11 protein-coding genes are annotated in these 15,684 nt (G+C 70.0%); 9 read left to right on the top strand and 2 right to left on the bottom strand.

Going from position 1 to position 15,684, the window contains the following annotated elements; translation table 11 throughout:
• The coding region (locus ACSLTV_RS31805) for a hypothetical protein (RefSeq protein ID WP_435613354.1) at nt 1–431 on the top strand (431 nt) is incomplete at its 5' end.
• A gap of 161 nt (nt 432–592) precedes the next feature.
• On the opposite strand, the gene ACSLTV_RS31800 is transcribed toward ACSLTV_RS31805, so the two are convergent.
• Nucleotides 593–763, bottom strand: coding sequence for a helix-turn-helix transcriptional regulator (locus tag ACSLTV_RS31800; protein WP_346174884.1), 171 nt, complete (start codon nt 761–763; stop codon nt 593–595).
• A 480-nt stretch (nt 764–1,243) separates the two neighbouring features.
• On the opposite strand from ACSLTV_RS31800, the gene ACSLTV_RS31795 reads away from it, so the two are divergent.
• On the top strand, nt 1,244–2,518 hold the full coding sequence (locus ACSLTV_RS31795; protein WP_432137744.1) for a tyrosine-type recombinase/integrase: 1,275 nt from the start codon (nt 1,244–1,246) through the stop codon (nt 2,516–2,518).
• Between the two features lie 217 nt (nt 2,519–2,735).
• On the opposite strand, the gene ACSLTV_RS31790 is transcribed toward ACSLTV_RS31795, so the two are convergent.
• Nucleotides 2,736–6,143: a glycosyl hydrolase gene (locus tag ACSLTV_RS31790; protein ID WP_435613353.1), complete on the bottom strand. Its 3,408-nt coding sequence runs from the start codon at nt 6,141–6,143 to the stop codon at nt 2,736–2,738.
• 896 nt (nt 6,144–7,039) lie between these two features.
• Here ACSLTV_RS31790 and ACSLTV_RS31785 point away from each other — a divergent pair.
• From ACSLTV_RS31785 to ACSLTV_RS31755, 7 genes are all read left to right on the top strand, one after another.
• A complete protein-coding gene (locus ACSLTV_RS31785; RefSeq protein WP_432157838.1) occupies nt 7,040–8,344 on the top strand; it encodes an ABC transporter substrate-binding protein in 1,305 nt (434 codons plus the stop codon).
• 122 nt (nt 8,345–8,466) lie between these two features.
• Nucleotides 8,467–9,414 (top strand): carbohydrate ABC transporter permease, encoded by a 948-nt coding sequence (locus ACSLTV_RS31780; RefSeq protein ID WP_435613352.1) that lies wholly within the window; start codon nt 8,467–8,469, stop codon nt 9,412–9,414.
• Entirely contained in the window at nt 9,411–10,319 is a 909-nt protein-coding gene (locus tag ACSLTV_RS31775; protein WP_435613351.1) for a carbohydrate ABC transporter permease, read from the top strand. The genes ACSLTV_RS31780 and ACSLTV_RS31775 overlap by 4 nt, the downstream gene beginning before the upstream one ends.
• A 234-nt stretch (nt 10,320–10,553) precedes the next feature.
• Complete coding sequence (locus ACSLTV_RS31770; protein ID WP_432137749.1) at nt 10,554–11,957, top strand: GH1 family beta-glucosidase; 1,404 nt, start codon at nt 10,554–10,556, stop codon at nt 11,955–11,957.
• Nucleotides 11,958–12,059: 102 nt separating this feature from the next.
• Nucleotides 12,060–13,109 (top strand): LacI family DNA-binding transcriptional regulator, encoded by a 1,050-nt coding sequence (locus ACSLTV_RS31765; RefSeq protein WP_432137750.1) that lies wholly within the window; start codon nt 12,060–12,062, stop codon nt 13,107–13,109.
• A 173-nt stretch (nt 13,110–13,282) separates the two neighbouring features.
• Nucleotides 13,283–13,744, top strand: coding sequence for a CBS domain-containing protein (locus tag ACSLTV_RS31760; RefSeq protein ID WP_432137751.1), 462 nt, complete (start codon nt 13,283–13,285; stop codon nt 13,742–13,744).
• A 621-nt stretch (nt 13,745–14,365) separates the two neighbouring features.
• Entirely contained in the window at nt 14,366–15,670 is a 1,305-nt protein-coding gene (locus ACSLTV_RS31755; protein WP_435613350.1) for a cation:proton antiporter, read from the top strand.
• Nucleotides 15,671–15,684 lie beyond the last annotated feature (14 nt).

The raw sequence follows: 15,684 nt of genomic DNA, 5'->3' as shown, positions 1-15,684 counted from the left end.
TAGTGCTGAAGCAGCAGGCCCGCAGAGCCCAGAAGAAGGCCTTGCGGGCCGGGGCCACGACGACACCTCCTGTTGCCGTCCCGGGGGTAGAAGCTGACGCGCCTTCCCAAGATCTGGCCACCGCGCCCAGCGGCCCGAAGGTCACTGTTACGAGCGAGCAGTTCCAGCAGATGTTCATGACTTGGCTCGCTCGTGAGGACGCCCAGCAGGCGCTCTGGAACCTCATCGTGAATGCCGACGTCGAGGACGGCGGTGTTGCCACCCTGGCATGGCAGCAGGAACTGAAAGAGCTTTCGCCTGAGCAGCGAACCGAGCGGGTCATGGAGTTTCTCGCTACCAACCCCTCGATCCTGGAGGACTTCGCTCGTCAGCTCATGGGCAGCATGGCCCTCGGGCTCGGCGAGACGGCTCTCAGGCGCGACCGGGCGTAGGGGGCCGTGCCGTTTCAGGATGGCGCGTCACTAGAAGGGGCCTCCGACCTACGTCGGAGGCCCTCTCCAAGGCAAAGCCGCTGGTGGCGTCGGGCGAGGCGGGCTGTACGCCGGGTTCTGTCGCCCGACCAAGGACAAGGGCACTAGCCAATCTTGGCCGATCAGGTCGCGCGATTCACCGCTTGAGCTTCCAGCCATGCCTCTACCTCCGGCCAGCGGTAGCGCAAATAGCGGCCGACCTTGTGGGCTCGCGGCCCCTGGTGTCGGTGATTCCATATGTAGACCGTATTCAGAGGTACGCCCAGGAAGTCGGCCAGCTCCTCCGCGCTCATCAAGGGACAACGGTTCCCCGCGCCACTGGCGGCTTCTTCCGCACGGGCAGTGGTTCGACGCATGGGCACTCCAAAACGGTTCGAAGCGGGCAGGAAAGAACCACGTGAGCGGTACTCCGCTGTGGTGGTGGGCGAACGTTTGCATTGAATTCCGGCCGGACCAAACAGAGGGCCTTTCGGCGAAATACCTACGACTCTTGCGAACTCTCGAAGGACACAGGCGAATCTTCGACGAGGGTTCGCCGAGCCCTCGTCAAACCCTCAGCGAGCATTCGTCTAGGTGAAATCTTCTCTACCACTCTGCGCCCTTTGTCGCGAAGACCCCAAGAATGCATTTGACATCTTCAGCTCGCCTGGATCAACATCCAATTCACTCAGGGCGCGATGAACGGGCAGACAATCTCGCCGTCGACGATGACCCTGATTGAAAAGAGTCCACAAATAGACTCAAAGGGCCGTTGAAAACTAGGAGTTGAGTCGATGCCGTACGATCGCTGGCACAAGTCGCGCCCGAAAGACGGGGAGTCGACCTGCAAGGAACACGGCAAAGTTCCGACGCGGGATCACGGGACGGGGAAGCGGTGGCAGGCCCGATGGCGCAACAGGGAAGATGTACAGCAGACAGAGCTGTTCCGCACCGAGGTCGAAGCCCGCAGGCATGAGACCAAGATGCGGTCCGGAGTGGACGACGGTTCGTACATCAACCCTCGCGCCGGGGAGATCAGGGTCAGTGAACTCGCCCTTACGTGGCTCAAGGGGCACGAACACAAGAATCCACGGACTTACCGACGCCACAAGGAGCGGATTCTCCTGCATGTCGTTCCTACCGCAGTTGGGAAGATGCGCGTAAAGGACGTGAACGCCTCATCTTTGCTGGACTGGCTGCACGACCGTCGCAGGCTGCTCGAAAGTTCCACGCTGCGCCTGGTCTTCGACAATCTTCGGGCTGTCTTTGACCTGGCCGTGGACGACAGCCTGATACACAAAAATCCGTGCCTCGCCAAGTCGGTGCAGGACGCCAAGCCGAAGCGAGGAGGTGGCGGCCGGGCAAATCTGACCCTAACGTGGGAGGACACCGAGAAGATCCGCGCCGAACTTCCCGACCGCTATAAAGCACTTGTTGACTGTGGTCGCGGCCTGGGTCTGCGGCAAGGTGAGATATTCGGCCTGTCACCAGAAGATATCGACTGGGCACATCCAGACGGCGCCATGGTGCACGTGCAACGGCAAGTAGTCCACGACGGCTCGTTCCTCGCATACGCCCTCCCCAAGGGCGGAGACGACGAGGACCCGAAGGACCGGTGGGTCGAGCTGACCGACGACGTGGCCATCCCCCTGCGCGAGCACATGGAGAAGTACCCGCCGGTCGAGGTGACCCGACCGTGGGGCAGCAAAGGCGGCTCCCCGGTCACGGCGCGGCTGATCTTCTACACCCGGGAGAAGACCGCCATTCAGTCGAATTGGTTCAACTCCTACCGCTGGAAGCCCGCCCTGGCGTCGGCCGGCCTCATCAAGCCCCTTGAGCCCGACGCGAAGGGACGACGGTGGGAGAAGTCCCGCGACGTGATGATGCACGCGCTCCGACACCTGTACGCGTCGATGATGATCAACGGTGGGGTAGACGTGTACACGCTCGCGGACCGACTCGGACACGCCGATCCCGCGTTTACCCTGCGTAAATACGTGCACCGGGTCGTGGGAGCCGGTTCCAAGGTCCGCATCGCGGTCCGGAGCGCCTACACCGGGGCCGCGTGAGTCCTGCTCCGTTCGGCTTGTGCAACAACCGTGCAAGATGATCTTCGAGAGGGGTCATTTGCACAGGTCAGAAGCTTTGTCTATGAGTTCCGGGACATCTGACGAGCGGATGCCGCCCCGCCTCGCCCCGGTGCGCCCGGTCGGCGGTGCGCGGCGCAAGGACTCGGAGGGCCTGGCCCTGCCGGGCGGGCAGGGCCAGGCCGGTCATCGGGGTCCGTCAGTCGTACGGCAGGTGCAGGACCGAGAGGTCGCCGGTGCCCAGGGCACCGGCATCGGAGCCGAGGGCGTTCCAGACCTCGGCCCGGACCTTTCCGCCGTTCAGGTCGCAGGCTGCGCCGCTGGAGGAGGCCAGGCCCTGGGACTGCGTGTAGTGCTCCCATCCCGCCACCGGGTCGGTGGCGAAGTAGTGGTAGGTCTCCACGCGGTCCCACGAGCCGTCGCCGGTGCAGTCGTAGGACAGTCGCAACTGGACGGCGTTGCCCACCGCGCTGCCCGCGTCGACGGCGAGGTCGAACGTCGGGGTGCCGCCGTTGTGGGTGAGGTTCACGCCGTCGGCGGTCAGCGTCACCGGCCGGTGCGGGCTGCCGTCGTGGTTGGCGCCGTCACCGGAGGCCACCGGGGCGCTTGCGGCAGCACTCGTGTCGGGGGTCAGCGAACCGTCGCCCTGCAGGTACAGCGTCGGCGCGGTGATACCCGTGCCCGTACCGGACGTCCCGGTCGGCGTCGGTGACGCGGTCGGGGTCGGGGTCGAGCCGCCGCCGTCGGTCATCGTGTAGGGCAGGTCGAACACGGACAGGTCGCCGGTGCCCAGCGTGCCGGGATTGCCGCCGAGGGCGTTCCAGACCTCGGCTCGGACCGTGCCGTTGTCCAGGTCGCAGGCCGTACCGGTGGCCGAGAGCAGGGCGGAGGTCTGGGTGTAGTGCTCCCAGCCGGGAACCGGGTCGGTGGCGAAGTAGTGGTAGGTCTCCACCCGGTTCCAGGTGCCGTCGCCGGTGCAGTCGTAGGACAGTCGCAGCTGGACGGCGTTGCCGACCGCGCCGCCCGCGTCGACCGCGAGGTCGAACGTCGGGGTGCCGCCGTCGAACGTACCGGTCAGTCCGGTGGCGGTCAGCGTCACCGGCCGGTAGGGGCTGCCGTCGTGGTTGGCACCGTCACCGGAGGTCACCTGGACACTGCCCGAGGCGCCCGGGTCGGCGCTCAGCGAACCGTCGCTCTGCGCGTACAGGGTGGCGGAGTTCCCGCCGCCGGGCGGCGGGGACGTGCTGGGCGACGTGGAGGGGTCCGGGCTCGGCGACGGGGAGTCCGTGACCGGCGGAGCGCCGTTGCCGCCCTCCCAGTTCTGCGCTCCTGTGGCGACGGTCCGCCCGGCGCCGACCTCGACGGTGGTTCCGTCGGAGAAGTGGACCGTCGACCCCGCGCCGGTGGCATCGGCGGCGACGTAGGTGCGTGCGCCGTTCTTCACGAAGACCGAGCTCAGCGGGTTGTCCGAGGTCACCGTGGTGTCCACGGTACCCAGGGCGGCGAGGTTGCGGATCCAGTGGAAGGTGTGCGCCTTGCTCTCGCCCTCCTCCGAGGTGAAGGAGTTGTTCGCCCTGAAGTCGGCCAGGGCCGCGGCGGGGTCGCCGAGGGCCCGGTACTCGTACCAGATGTCGGTCCAGATGACCGGCTGGGTCTTACCGCTCTGGGTGAGCATCTCCTGGTAGTTGGCCCTGACGTACGCCGGGTCGTAGCCCAGGTACAGGTGGCCGCCGGTCACCGGCAGCAGGTTGATGCCCTGGATCTGCTCGGGCGCGCTGGAGAACCAGGTCGAGTAGGCACCGCCGTTGCCCCACACCATGCCGACTTCCTCGTGCTGGAAGTCGCCGGGGTAGATGTCACCCTCGGTGTCGAACCAGTAGTCCTGAATGGCGGCGGCCTGCGTGGTGTACATGTAGATGCCGGCGTCGCGGACGGCCTTGTCGCCGGTCGCGATGCCCCACTGGATGAGGGCGTTGTCGAAGTTCATCCCCTCGGACGAGGACTCCTGGTTGTTGCCCGCGGCGAAGGAGCCGTGGCCGGAGGCCCAGTCGTGACCGCTGTAGATGTCGAAGTCACGCAGGAAGGGGAAGCGCTTGTCCGTGCGGTCGTAGTTGTTGGCGTCCCGGATGAGCAGGTCGACCATGCCGCCGTACTGGCTCGAAGTGGCCCAGGCCGGGTCGAACTTGGCGAGCGTCGCGGCAGCCGCGATGTAGTAGCCGTAGTGGAAGTGGTGGTCGTTGAGCTCCTGGTCGGACCCGTAGGAGGCCGGGTAGCCGATCAGCGTGCCCCAGTTGTCGTCGTAGTAGAACAGGTGGCCCGTCTCGTTCTGCGAGGCGGTGAACCAGTCGTTCAGTTTGGACCTGATCGCGGACAGGGCGGCGTCCCGCACCGCGGTGTTGCCGGTCTGGTCGGCGATCTCCGCCAGGCGGGCGGCGCGGCCGAGGCCCTTGCCCGTCCAGTAGGTGTCGTCGCTCTGCTGACGGGTCGGGTCGGCCTTCTCCGCGTCGAGGTAGTTCTGCAGCGTGGCGGCGTCGGGGCCGGAGCTGTCGGCGACGGCCGGGACCTCGGGCAGCACACCGTGGAAGAGCATCGACGTCGTGAAGGAGTCGATGCCGGTGAGGATCTTCAGGGGGCCGCGGGAGGAGACGTACTTCTGGGTCAGCGGGGTGCCGCCGGTCAGGTGGCGCCACTGGTGCGGCAGCAGGGCGGCGACCGTGCCGGAGCCCGTTCCCTCCATCGCCTCGGTGGTGTACTCGTACGTCGTCGTGACGGTGCTCGTGGCCTCGTCGTAGTTGTACGAGACCGCGGTGCCGGTGACGTGGTGGTGGGCGTACGCGGCGTACTCCTCCACGAGCGCGGACCGGTCGGCCGCCGAGGTCGACGGCGTGGTCGGGAGCACCGCGACGGAGAAGTAGTCCTTGCCGCCCAGCGAGGAGGTGAGGGTCCTGCCGGTCACGGACCAGGCGGAGCCGGCCGGGGCGAAGGCGACGTAGTCGTGACCGTTGATCTGGTAGCCGATGGTTCCACCGGAGTTGGACCACACCTTCAGGGGCGCCGCGGAGGAGCCCTTGATCTGCGCCCTGCCTCCGGTGGCACGGTAGTAGGAGAAGGGCAGACCGGAGCCGATCGTGGCCCGCAGCGTGTGCGCGCCGTCCGTGAGCAGGGGGCTGACGGTCCAGTCGCTCCAGTCGTCCACCTTCACCTCGCCGGCCGCGAGACCCTCGACGCCGACGACGAAGTCCTCGCCGTAGTTGAAGTGGTACTCGCCGACACCCGTGGCGCTGCCGGAGATCGCCGGCGTGGTGCTGTAGGAGACTCCCAGTCCGCCGGAGCCGGCCTGGAAGCCCAGCGGCTGCGCGAACAGCGGCTCGCCGTAGGCGCAGTTGGTCCGCTTCCACAGGATGGACGACCACCAGTCGTTGGTGGGCACGGCTCCTGACGGGGCGTTGGCCGTCACCCAGCGCCTCGGGTCGGTCGAGAGGTTCCCGCACCCCGACGGCAGCGGGCCGGGTGGCGTCGTGGTGTAGCTGCCCTGGCCGACCGCGTCGGCGCGTGCGTCGTGCGAGACGAGTACGGTCAGTGCGGCACCGAGCAGGGCGATCACCACGCCGAGCACCGCGGCGCGAGGAAGGCGGGAGGATCGCCGGGCGTACCGGGGACCGCCTGACGCGGCCCCCGGTGGGGTGGGAGTGGGGTGGCCCGCAGCCGCGGATGGCGGGCGACTTGCTGGGAGCATGTCAGAACTCCTGCTCAGGGCGTCGCGGGCCGCACGCGACGGTGACGGATGGACGTGCTCGTGCGTGTGGCGTGTGACGCCCCGGGAGGCGGCCGGTCCGCCGAGTCGTCTGCGGAGGCGGTGGACGATCTGCGGGGAGGGGAGTGCACCGCAGGGACGGCCGGCTGCGCGGCGCCGTGAACGCACCTCCGGGCGGCTCGCCGTGAGAGCGTTCTCAGACCGGGAGGCTAGGGATGGTCTCCCGACACTGTCAACACTTCGCGCAACAGATGTTCACCCGCCTGTGACGCCGGTGAAACCCCAGATAAGAGGACGCTCGTGCGCGAGCCGCTTCACCCATACGCCCTGACCGTTCCTCACGAGGGGCTGCGCCGCCGAGGCTTCGGGAGCGTTCTCACCTCGCGCCCGAGATCCGGCGCCGCCCACCCGACGGGCCTGGGGATCTGCGCGTTCACACAGCTCAGCCCGCCTGCCGGCGCGCCGCGGCGACCGCCGTCCCGGCCGCCACCCGGAAGCCACGCGGACCGGAGGCGGCCGGGACCGTGATGCGTCATTCCCGGGAGCCTCCGCATGCCGAACGGATCCACACCGAGCATCACCGTTACGCGTTCGACTCTTGACGGGAGCCGCACCGCTCCGGACACTCTGAACACCGCTTGAGAGCGCTCTCAGACGGTGGGAGTCCTCGACGTCCCAGCTCCACCCGCTCCGTACTCCGTGCTTCGCACTAGCACCTCGCACTCCGCCCGAAGCCATGGGAGGCTTCCATGTCCATCTCCCGAGCCGCCAGACAAGCCACCCTCAGGCTTGGGGCGGTCGCACTCGCCGGCGCCCTGCTCGCCGCCTGTGGATCCGGTTCGTCGGATTCGTCCGCCAAGAGCGGCGGCAAGATCACGCTCACCGTCGACCTGTTCGGTACGTTCGGCTTCAAGGAAGCCGGCCTGTACGCGGAGTACGAGAAGCTCCACCCGAACGTCACGATCAAGGAGTCGAGCACCGAGAACGAGGCCGACTACTGGAAGGCGCTGCAGACCCGGCTGGCCGGCGGCGGCGGCCTCGCCGACATCCAGGGCATCGAGGTGGGCCGCGTCGCCTCGGTCACCCAGCAGCAGGCCGACAAGTTCGAGGACCTCAACGCCTACGGCGCCAAGAGCCTCAAGGGTGACTACTCGGCGGCCAAGTGGGACGCGGCCACCACCTCCGACGGCCGCACCCTGGGCCTCGGCACCGACGTCGGGCCCGAGGCGATCTGCTACCGGGCCGACCTGTTCGAGAAGGCCGGACTGCCCACCGACCGCAAGCAGCTGGCCGAGAAGTGGGCCACCTGGGACGACTACCTGGCGCTGGGCAGGCAGTACCAGGCGAAGGCGGGATCCTCCAGCCACTGGATGGACAGCGTCGGCAGCCTCTACTCCCTGATCGTCGGGCAGCACGAGGAGCGCTACTACGACGCCTCCGGAAAGCTGGTCTACCAGGACAACCCGGCCGTCAAGACAGCGTGGGACACCTCCGTCAAGGCCGCCCAGGACGGGCTCAGCGCCAAGCTCGCCCAGTGGACCCCCGCCTGGAACCAGGCCTTCAGCAGCGGCTCCTTCGCCACCATCGGCTGCCCCGCCTGGATGCTCGGCTACATCAAGGGCCAGGCCGGCGAGGCCGGCAGCGGCAAGTGGGACGTCGCACCGCTGCCCGGCGGGGTCGCGGGCAACTGGGGCGGCTCGTACCTCGCCATCCCCAAGGGCGCGGCGCACGCCGAGGAGGCCTACGAACTGATCAAGTGGCTGACGGCGGGACCGCAGCAGGAGAAGCTGTTCAAGAAGCAGGGCAGCTTCCCGTCCAACACCGCCGCCATCAAGGCGGTCAGCTCCGTCACGGACCCGTACTTCAGCAACGCCCCGGTCGGTGAGATCTTCGGCAAGGCCGCCGAGACCGCGCCCGTCCAGGTGCTCGGCGTGCACGACAACGACGTGAACGTCCAGATCACCAACGCGCTCGGTGAGGTGGAGCGCAAGGGCACCGGCTCCGACACCGCCTGGAGCCACGCCGAGAAGGGCATCAAGAACGCGGTCGGCTGACCGGCCCTCGCTGATCGCGGGGCGCGAAGGACGGCCTCCCCGGCAGGCCGCCTCCCCGGCGCCGGTCCTTCGCGCCCCTCCCCCCGACGTCCATCGGACCTCTCCGACCCAAAGGTCTCACCATGACCCTGACCGCCTCCGCCCCCGGGCGGACCGCGCGGCCGTCGGCCACGCTCCGGCGGCGCCTGGCCCGGCTGTCGCCGTACGCCTACGTCACCCCGTTCTTCGCGCTGTTCGCCGCCTTCGGGCTCTTCCCGCTGATCTACACGGCGTACGTCTCGCTCTACCGGGTCGAACTGCAGACACCGGACCAGCTGGAGTGGCGGGGCCTGGACAACTACACCGCGCTGTTCGGCGACGAGAACTTCTGGACGGCGCTGCGGAACACCTTCACCATCGGCGTCATCTCCACGGTCCCGCAGCTGCTGATGGCCCTCGGCCTGGCCCATCTGCTCAACTACAAGCTGCGCGGCCGCACCTTCTTCCGGGTCACCATGCTGCTGCCGTACGCGACTTCCGTGGCCGCGGCCACCCTGGTCTTCGCCCAGCTGTTCGGCCGCGACTTCGGACTCATCAACTACCTGCTCGGCCTGGCCGGCGTCGATCCGGTCGACTGGCAGTCCGGCACGGTCGCCTCGCAGATCGCCGTGTCCACCATCGTCACCTGGCGCTGGACCGGCTACAACGCGCTGATCTACCTGGCCGGCATGCAGTCCATCCCGGCGGACCTGTACGAGGCCGCCGAGCTGGACGGGGCCTCCCGCTGGCGGCAGTTCCTGCACGTCACGCTGCCCGGTCTGCGCCCCACGATCCTGTTCACCGTCGTGGTGTCCACCATCGGCGCCACCCAACTGTTCGGCGAACCGCTGCTGTTCGAGGGCAGCATCTCCGGCGGCATCTCCCACCAGTACCAGACCCTCGGCCTCTACATGTACGAGCAGGGCTGGGGCTTCTTCCACCTCGGCCGCGCCGCCGCCATCGCCTGGGTGATGTTCCTGCTCATCGTCGTGCTGGTACTGGTCAACACCGCGATCGCCCGTCGCCGCAGCGGCAAGGAGCACCAGCGATGACCACTCTCACCGCGCCGCGGAACACCGGCGGGAGCACCGCTCCTCCCGCCCGCCCGGCCCGCCGTCCGCGCGGGGGGCGGGCGGGAGGCCACCGGCACGGCGGCCGCCTGGCGTACGCGATCCTCATCGCGTCGGCCCTGTTCTCCGCGTTCCCCTTCTACTGGACGATCGTGGCGGCCACCCGCTCCAACGCCGATCTGGCCACGACCCCGCCGGCGCTGCTGCCCGGGGGCAGCCTGATGCACAACTTCGAGCAGGTGCTGGAGCAGGCCGACATCGGCAAGGCCCTGCTCAACTCCCTCATCGTCTCGGGGTCGGTGACGGCGGGCACCGTCCTGTGCTCCACCCTGGCCGGCTTCGCCTTCGCCAAGCTGCGCTTCCGGGGACGCAACGCGCTGCTCGCCCTCACCGTCGGCACGATGATGATCCCGCCCCAGCTCGGCGTCATCCCGCTGTTCATGGTGATCGCCGAGCTGCACTGGGTGAACCAGCTCCAGGCGGTCATCCTGCCGGGCCTGGTGTCCGCCTTCGGGGTCTTCTTCATGCGCCAGTTCCTGGTGCAGGCGCTGCCCGACGAGCTGATCGAGGCGGCCCGGGTCGACGGCGCCTCGACGGCACGGATCTTCTGGAGCATCGTCGTCCCCGTCGCCCGGCCCGGTATGGCCGTGCTCGGCATCCTGACCTTCATGGCGTCCTGGAACGACTTCTTCTGGCCGATCATCGCCCTGACCTCGCAGGAGCCGACGGTGCAGGTCGCCCTGCGCCAGCTGGGCGGCGGCTACGTCCACGACCAGTCGGTCGTCATGGCCGGCACCCTGCTCGGCACCCTGCCCGTGCTGCTCGTCTTCGGCCTGCTGGGCCGGCAGATCGTGGGCGGCATCATGCAGGGCGCCGTCAAGGGGTAACCGCGGATCCCCCGGCCCGCCGGGCGCGGGCGGCCCGCGTCCGCCCCTCACTGCGGCCCCCGGTCCACGGCCTCTCACCCGGGTGCGGCCCCTCCGCCCCGCCACGCCGCCCCGGGTCCCGGCCGGACAGACCGGGGGCCGCCCCCCACCCGGCCGCCCCCTCCCCCTCATCGACACGGCCGGACCACGGCTTCCGGCCCCTCCTTCCTTCGCCACGACCACCACGGAGCCCAGATGACCACCACCGCCCCCCACACCGCGCCCACGGCCGGGGTGGCCTTTCCGCCGGCGTTCCGCTGGGGCGCCGCCACCGCCGCGTACCAGATCGAGGGAGCCGCGAACGAGGACGGCCGGACACCGTCCATCTGGGACACGTTCAGCCGGACGCCGGGCAAGGTCCGCAACGGCGACACCGGGGACATCGCGGCCGACCACTACCACCGCATGCGCGACGACGTGGCGCTCATGGCCTCCTTCGGGCTGACCGACTACCGCTTCTCCGTCTCCTGGCCCCGCGTGCAGCCGACCGGGCGCGGCCCGGCGTCCCAGAAGGGCCTGGACTTCTACCGCGCCCTGGCCGACGAGCTGCTCTCGCACGGCATCCGCCCGGTGCTGACCCTCTACCACTGGGACCTGCCGCAGGAACTGGAGGACGTGGGCGGCTGGCCCGAGCGCGACACCGCCCACCGGTTCGCCGACTACGCCGAACTGGTCGCCGCAGCACTCGGCGACCGCGTACCGACCTGGACGACGCTCAACGAGCCGTGGTGCGCGGCCTTCCTGGGCTACGCGGACGGCGTCCACGCACCGGGCCGCACCGAGCCGGCGGCGGCGCTGCGGGCGGCGCACCACCTGAACCTGGGCCACGGCCTGGCCGTCGGTGTGCTGCGCGGGCAGCTGCCCGCGTCGGCCGAGGTGTCGCTGACGCTGAACCTCGCGGCCGTCCGTCCCCTGAGCGACAGCGCCGCCGACACCGACGCGGCACGCCGCGTCGACGCGCTGGCCAACCGCGTCTTCCTGGATCCGGTCTTCCACGGCCGCTACCCCGAGGACCTGCTCGCCGACACCGCGGAACTCACCGACTGGGCCTTCGTCCGGGACGGCGACCTGCGAGTGATCTCCCGCCCCCTCGACAGCCTCGGCATCAACTACTACTCCCCCACCGTGGTGGCCGCCGGTTCCCACCCGCTGCCCTCCCCCTGGCCGGCCGCACAGGACCACGTCCGGTTCGTGCCGGCGCCGGGTCCCCGCACCGCCATGGACTGGCCGGTGGACGCCGACGGCCTGTACGAACTGCTGACCCGGCTGCGGGACGACCTGCCGCACACGCCGGTGCTCGTCACCGAGAACGGCGCCGCCTACGACGACTACGCCGATCCGAGCGGAGCCGTGCACGACCCCGAGCGGATCACCTACCTGCGCGAGCACCTTGAGGCCGTCCACCGGGCGATGGAGGCCGGGGCGGACGTCCGCGGCTACTTCCTGTGGTCACTGCTGGACAACTTCGAGTGGGCCTACGGGTACGGCAAGCGGTTCGGCATGGTGCACGTGGACTACGCCAGCCAGCGCCGCACCCCGAAGGACAGCGCTCTGTGGTACGCGCGGGTGGTGGCCGCCGGCGGTCTGCCGCGCGCCTGAGCGGGGAGCGGGCCGCCGACTGAAGAGAGCGCTCTCAGAATCGGATGCGCTGCGCAGGTGACGGGGAGCTAGGCTGTCCCCGTCCCTGAGAAGGAGTGTCCCTTGTCCGACCAGACCTTCGCGCGCCGCCCCACCCTGGAAGCCGTCGCCGAGCGGGCCGGTGTCTCCCGGGCCACCGTCTCCCGCGTGGTCAACGGGGGCAGCGGGGTGCGCGAGGCGCTGGTCGAGAAGGTCCGTCGAGCCGTCGAGGAGCTGGGGTACGTACCCAATCAGGCGGCCCGCACCCTGGTCACGCGGCGTACCGGAGCGATAGCCGTCATCGCCGCGGAGCCGGAGACCGAGGTCTTCGCCAATCCCTTCTTCGCCGCGCAGCTGCTCGGGATCAGCCGGGAACTGGCCCGTCACGACCAGCAGTTGGTGCTGCTGCTGACGGAGGGAGCGGCCGACTACGACCGCGTGGGGCGTTACCTCGCCGGCGGCCATGTGGACGGTGCCCTGCTGTTCTCCCTGCACAACGAGGACCCGTTGCCGGACATCGTCCGGCGGGCGGGCGTCCCGACCGTCTTCGGTGGCCGTCCCGGGTGGCCGGGGGCGGAAGCGGACCGCGGCGTGCTGTACGTCGACTCGGACAACCGCGGCGGTGCCCGCGAGGCGGTACGGCACCTGATCTCCCTGGGCCGCGAGCGCGTCGGGACGATCACGGGGCCGCTGGACCAGACGGCGTCGGTGGACCGCCTCGACGGCTACCACGACATACTCATGGACGCCGACGCCCGGCTCGTCGCCGAGGGCGACTTCACCGAGGCGGGCGGAGCGCGGGCGATGACCGCTCTGCTGGACCGGGTCGCCGATCTGGACGCCGTCTTCGTCGCCTCCGACCTGATGGCCGCGGGCGCCCTGCGGGTGCTGCGGGAACATGGACGGCGGGTGCCGGAGGACGTGGCGGTCATCGGCTTCGACGACATGGCCACCGTGGCCGAGCTGACCGATCCGCCGCTGACCACGGTCCGGCAGGAGATCGAGGAGATGGGCCGGCTGATGGTCCGCCTGCTGCTGCGCTCCCTGGAGCGCCCCGCGGGAGGAGACGGCGTCGGCCGCTCGCTCTCCTCCGTCATCATCCCGACCCGGCTGGTCCGGCGGGCCACGGCCTGAGCGTCCGCCGGGGACACCGGGCCGCGCCCTGCCGTGGCACGGGGCCTGGAGCCTGGACCTCGCCGGCGGGTACGTCAGAATGGCGGTGCGACCGGGGCGTGACCGTTGGTCGGCGCCGCGCGAGCGCGTGACGCTGCCCCGCGTCGGGACGGAACGAGAGACGGGAGCCCAGCGTGCGGGCACGTGACCTGGCGGTGGAGTACGAGACGGTCGGTGTGGACACCGATGCCCTGGAAGCGGCGCGGCTGATGGCCGAGCAGCGGCTGCCGGCCCTGCTGGTGCTGGACGAGATGGGGGAACCGAAGGCGATACTTCCCGCCTCACAGATGATCAAGGTGCTGGTGCCGCCCTATGTCATCGACGACCCGACGCTGGCCGCGGTCGTCGACGAGCGCCACGCCGACCGGCTGGGCCAGGCCCTGGTGGGCCGGAAGGTGCGGGACTGCCTGTCGCGGTCCATGCCCGTCCCGCCGGTCGCCGAGCCGGACGCGACCGCGCTGGAGGTCGCCGCGCTGATGGCGCAGGTGCGCAGCCCGCTGGTGGCGGTCGCGGAGAAGGACAAGGCGGGGCTGCGGCTGCTGGGCGTGATCACCGCCGCCCATCTGCTGGAACGGCTGCTGGGGACGTCGAGCTGAGCGGCGGCGGGGGCCGGGGCGGGGCTCCCCCGCGGCGCCCCGCCCGGGCCGACCGCCCCCGGTGACCCACGCGAGGGGGTCGTGACCACCCGGGGCCCTACGCGGCTCCCCGGCCCGACGGCTGCCCCGGCGACTGCCCCCGACGGCTGCCCCCGGCGACTGCCTCCGGGGGCCGAGGGCCCGGGGGCCCGGGCGACCCGCGGCCCCCGGGTCCTCGGCCCCGTCGTATCGGCGGCCCCACGACCCCACCTCGTCGGCAGCCCCACGCGGTCCGTCACGTGGGGCCCCCTCCCGGCCCGTCACGTCGGCGGCCCGCCCGGACCGTCGCCTCGGCAGCCCCGGCCGGTCCGTCGCGTCGGGCGTGGGCGCTTCTCTCACCGCGGCGGCCCGTCGTGTCGCCCCGCGGCCCCTCCCCGCCGGGTCACCGGGCATACTCGACCCCCGATGGCCGACCCGACTCCCCGCCCATTGCCGGAACCCGGCAATGGGCGGGGCCCCGCTGGTTCGCACGAGTGATCTATCAAGGACGCGTCAGCAGCAGGTAAGGTTCCCCCCGGTGTGCCGGGAAGTCTGGTCGGCGATTAAGAGGACACATCTCTCTCTTTCCGATCGGGGCCCCTCATGGTGCTGGTGATGGTGTTCGGCGTCGCGCTGATGGTCGCGGTGCTGCTGTCAGGCCTGGCGGCTCGAACGGTCCTGTCCACCTCGTTCCTCTTCCTGGTGGGCGGCGCGCTGGTCAGCGACGGCTTCCTGGGGCTGATCCACATCACCCCGGACAGCGAGATCGTGTCGGTCACGGCCGACCTGGCGCTGTTCGCGGTGCTGTTCACCGACGGCCAGCACGTGTCGTTCGCCAAGCTGCGCGCGAACTGGCGCAACCCGGCCCGCGCGCTGGGTCTCGGCATGCCGCTGGCGTTCGTGTTCATGGCGCTGATCACGCACTACCTGGTCGGTCTGGACTGGACGACGTCGTTCCTGGTGGGTGCGGTGCTCGCGCCGACCGACCCGGTGTTCGCCTCCGCGATCGTGGGCCGCAAAGAGGTCCCCGCGAAGCTGCGCGAGCTGCTGAACGTGGAGAGCGGCATCAACGACGGCCTGGCGCTGCCGGTGGTGCTGGTGCTGATCGCGGCCGCCGGGCCCGCCGCCGGGCACGGTGACGAGGCGTCGATCGGGACGATCGCCCTGGAGCTGGGGCTCGGCCTGGCCTTCGGTGTCGTACTGCCGCTGCTGGTCAACGGGCTGGTTCGGTTCCGGCTGCTGGGCGCGGAGCCGAAGCTGCAGCCGCTGCTGCCGCTGGCCACCGGCATCATCCTGTACGCGACGTGCCACCTGACGCACGCCAACCCCTACCTGGCGGCGTTCTCCGCCGGCGCGGTGCTGGCGGCGGTCTCCCCGGAGGCGAAGGAGGCGTTCGAACCGCTGGGCGAGGCGGTGGCCGAGCTGGCGAAGTTCGCGGCGCTGCTGGTGTTCGGCGCGCTGCTCACCCCGGCGCTCTTCGGCCACCTGTCGGTCGGCGGCTACGTCGCGGTGGTGCTGGCCATCGTGCTGATCCGGCCGGCATCCCTGTTGATCTCGCTGGTCGGCACCGAGTTCGACCGGCGGGAGAAGCTCACCGCGGCCTGGTTCGGCCCGAAGGGCTTCGCCTCGGTGGTCTACGGCCTGCTGGTCCTGCAGTCGGGCATCCCGCAGGCTGAGGAGGCCTACACCCTGATCGCGATCACCATCGCGTTCTCGATCATCGCCCACAGCTCCACCGACGTTCCGATCGCCCGCATGTTCGATGTGGAGGACCTCGTCGGCATCCCCGACGAGGACGACGACAAGGACGGCGGCGGCGACACGGACAGCGGTACCAAGGACAACCACGGCAAGAAGGACGGCAACAGCAGCGGCGACAACACCCGCACCGCCTCCCCCACCCCCTGAGCGAAACCCGGAGA

Source organism: Streptomyces sp. bgisy159 (genome assembly GCF_965341775.1).
GTDB lineage: Bacteria > Actinomycetota > Actinomycetes > Streptomycetales > Streptomycetaceae > Streptomyces.
The sequence above is the reverse complement of the archived record's forward strand: the minus strand, read 5'-3'. Positions and strand labels throughout refer to the sequence as shown.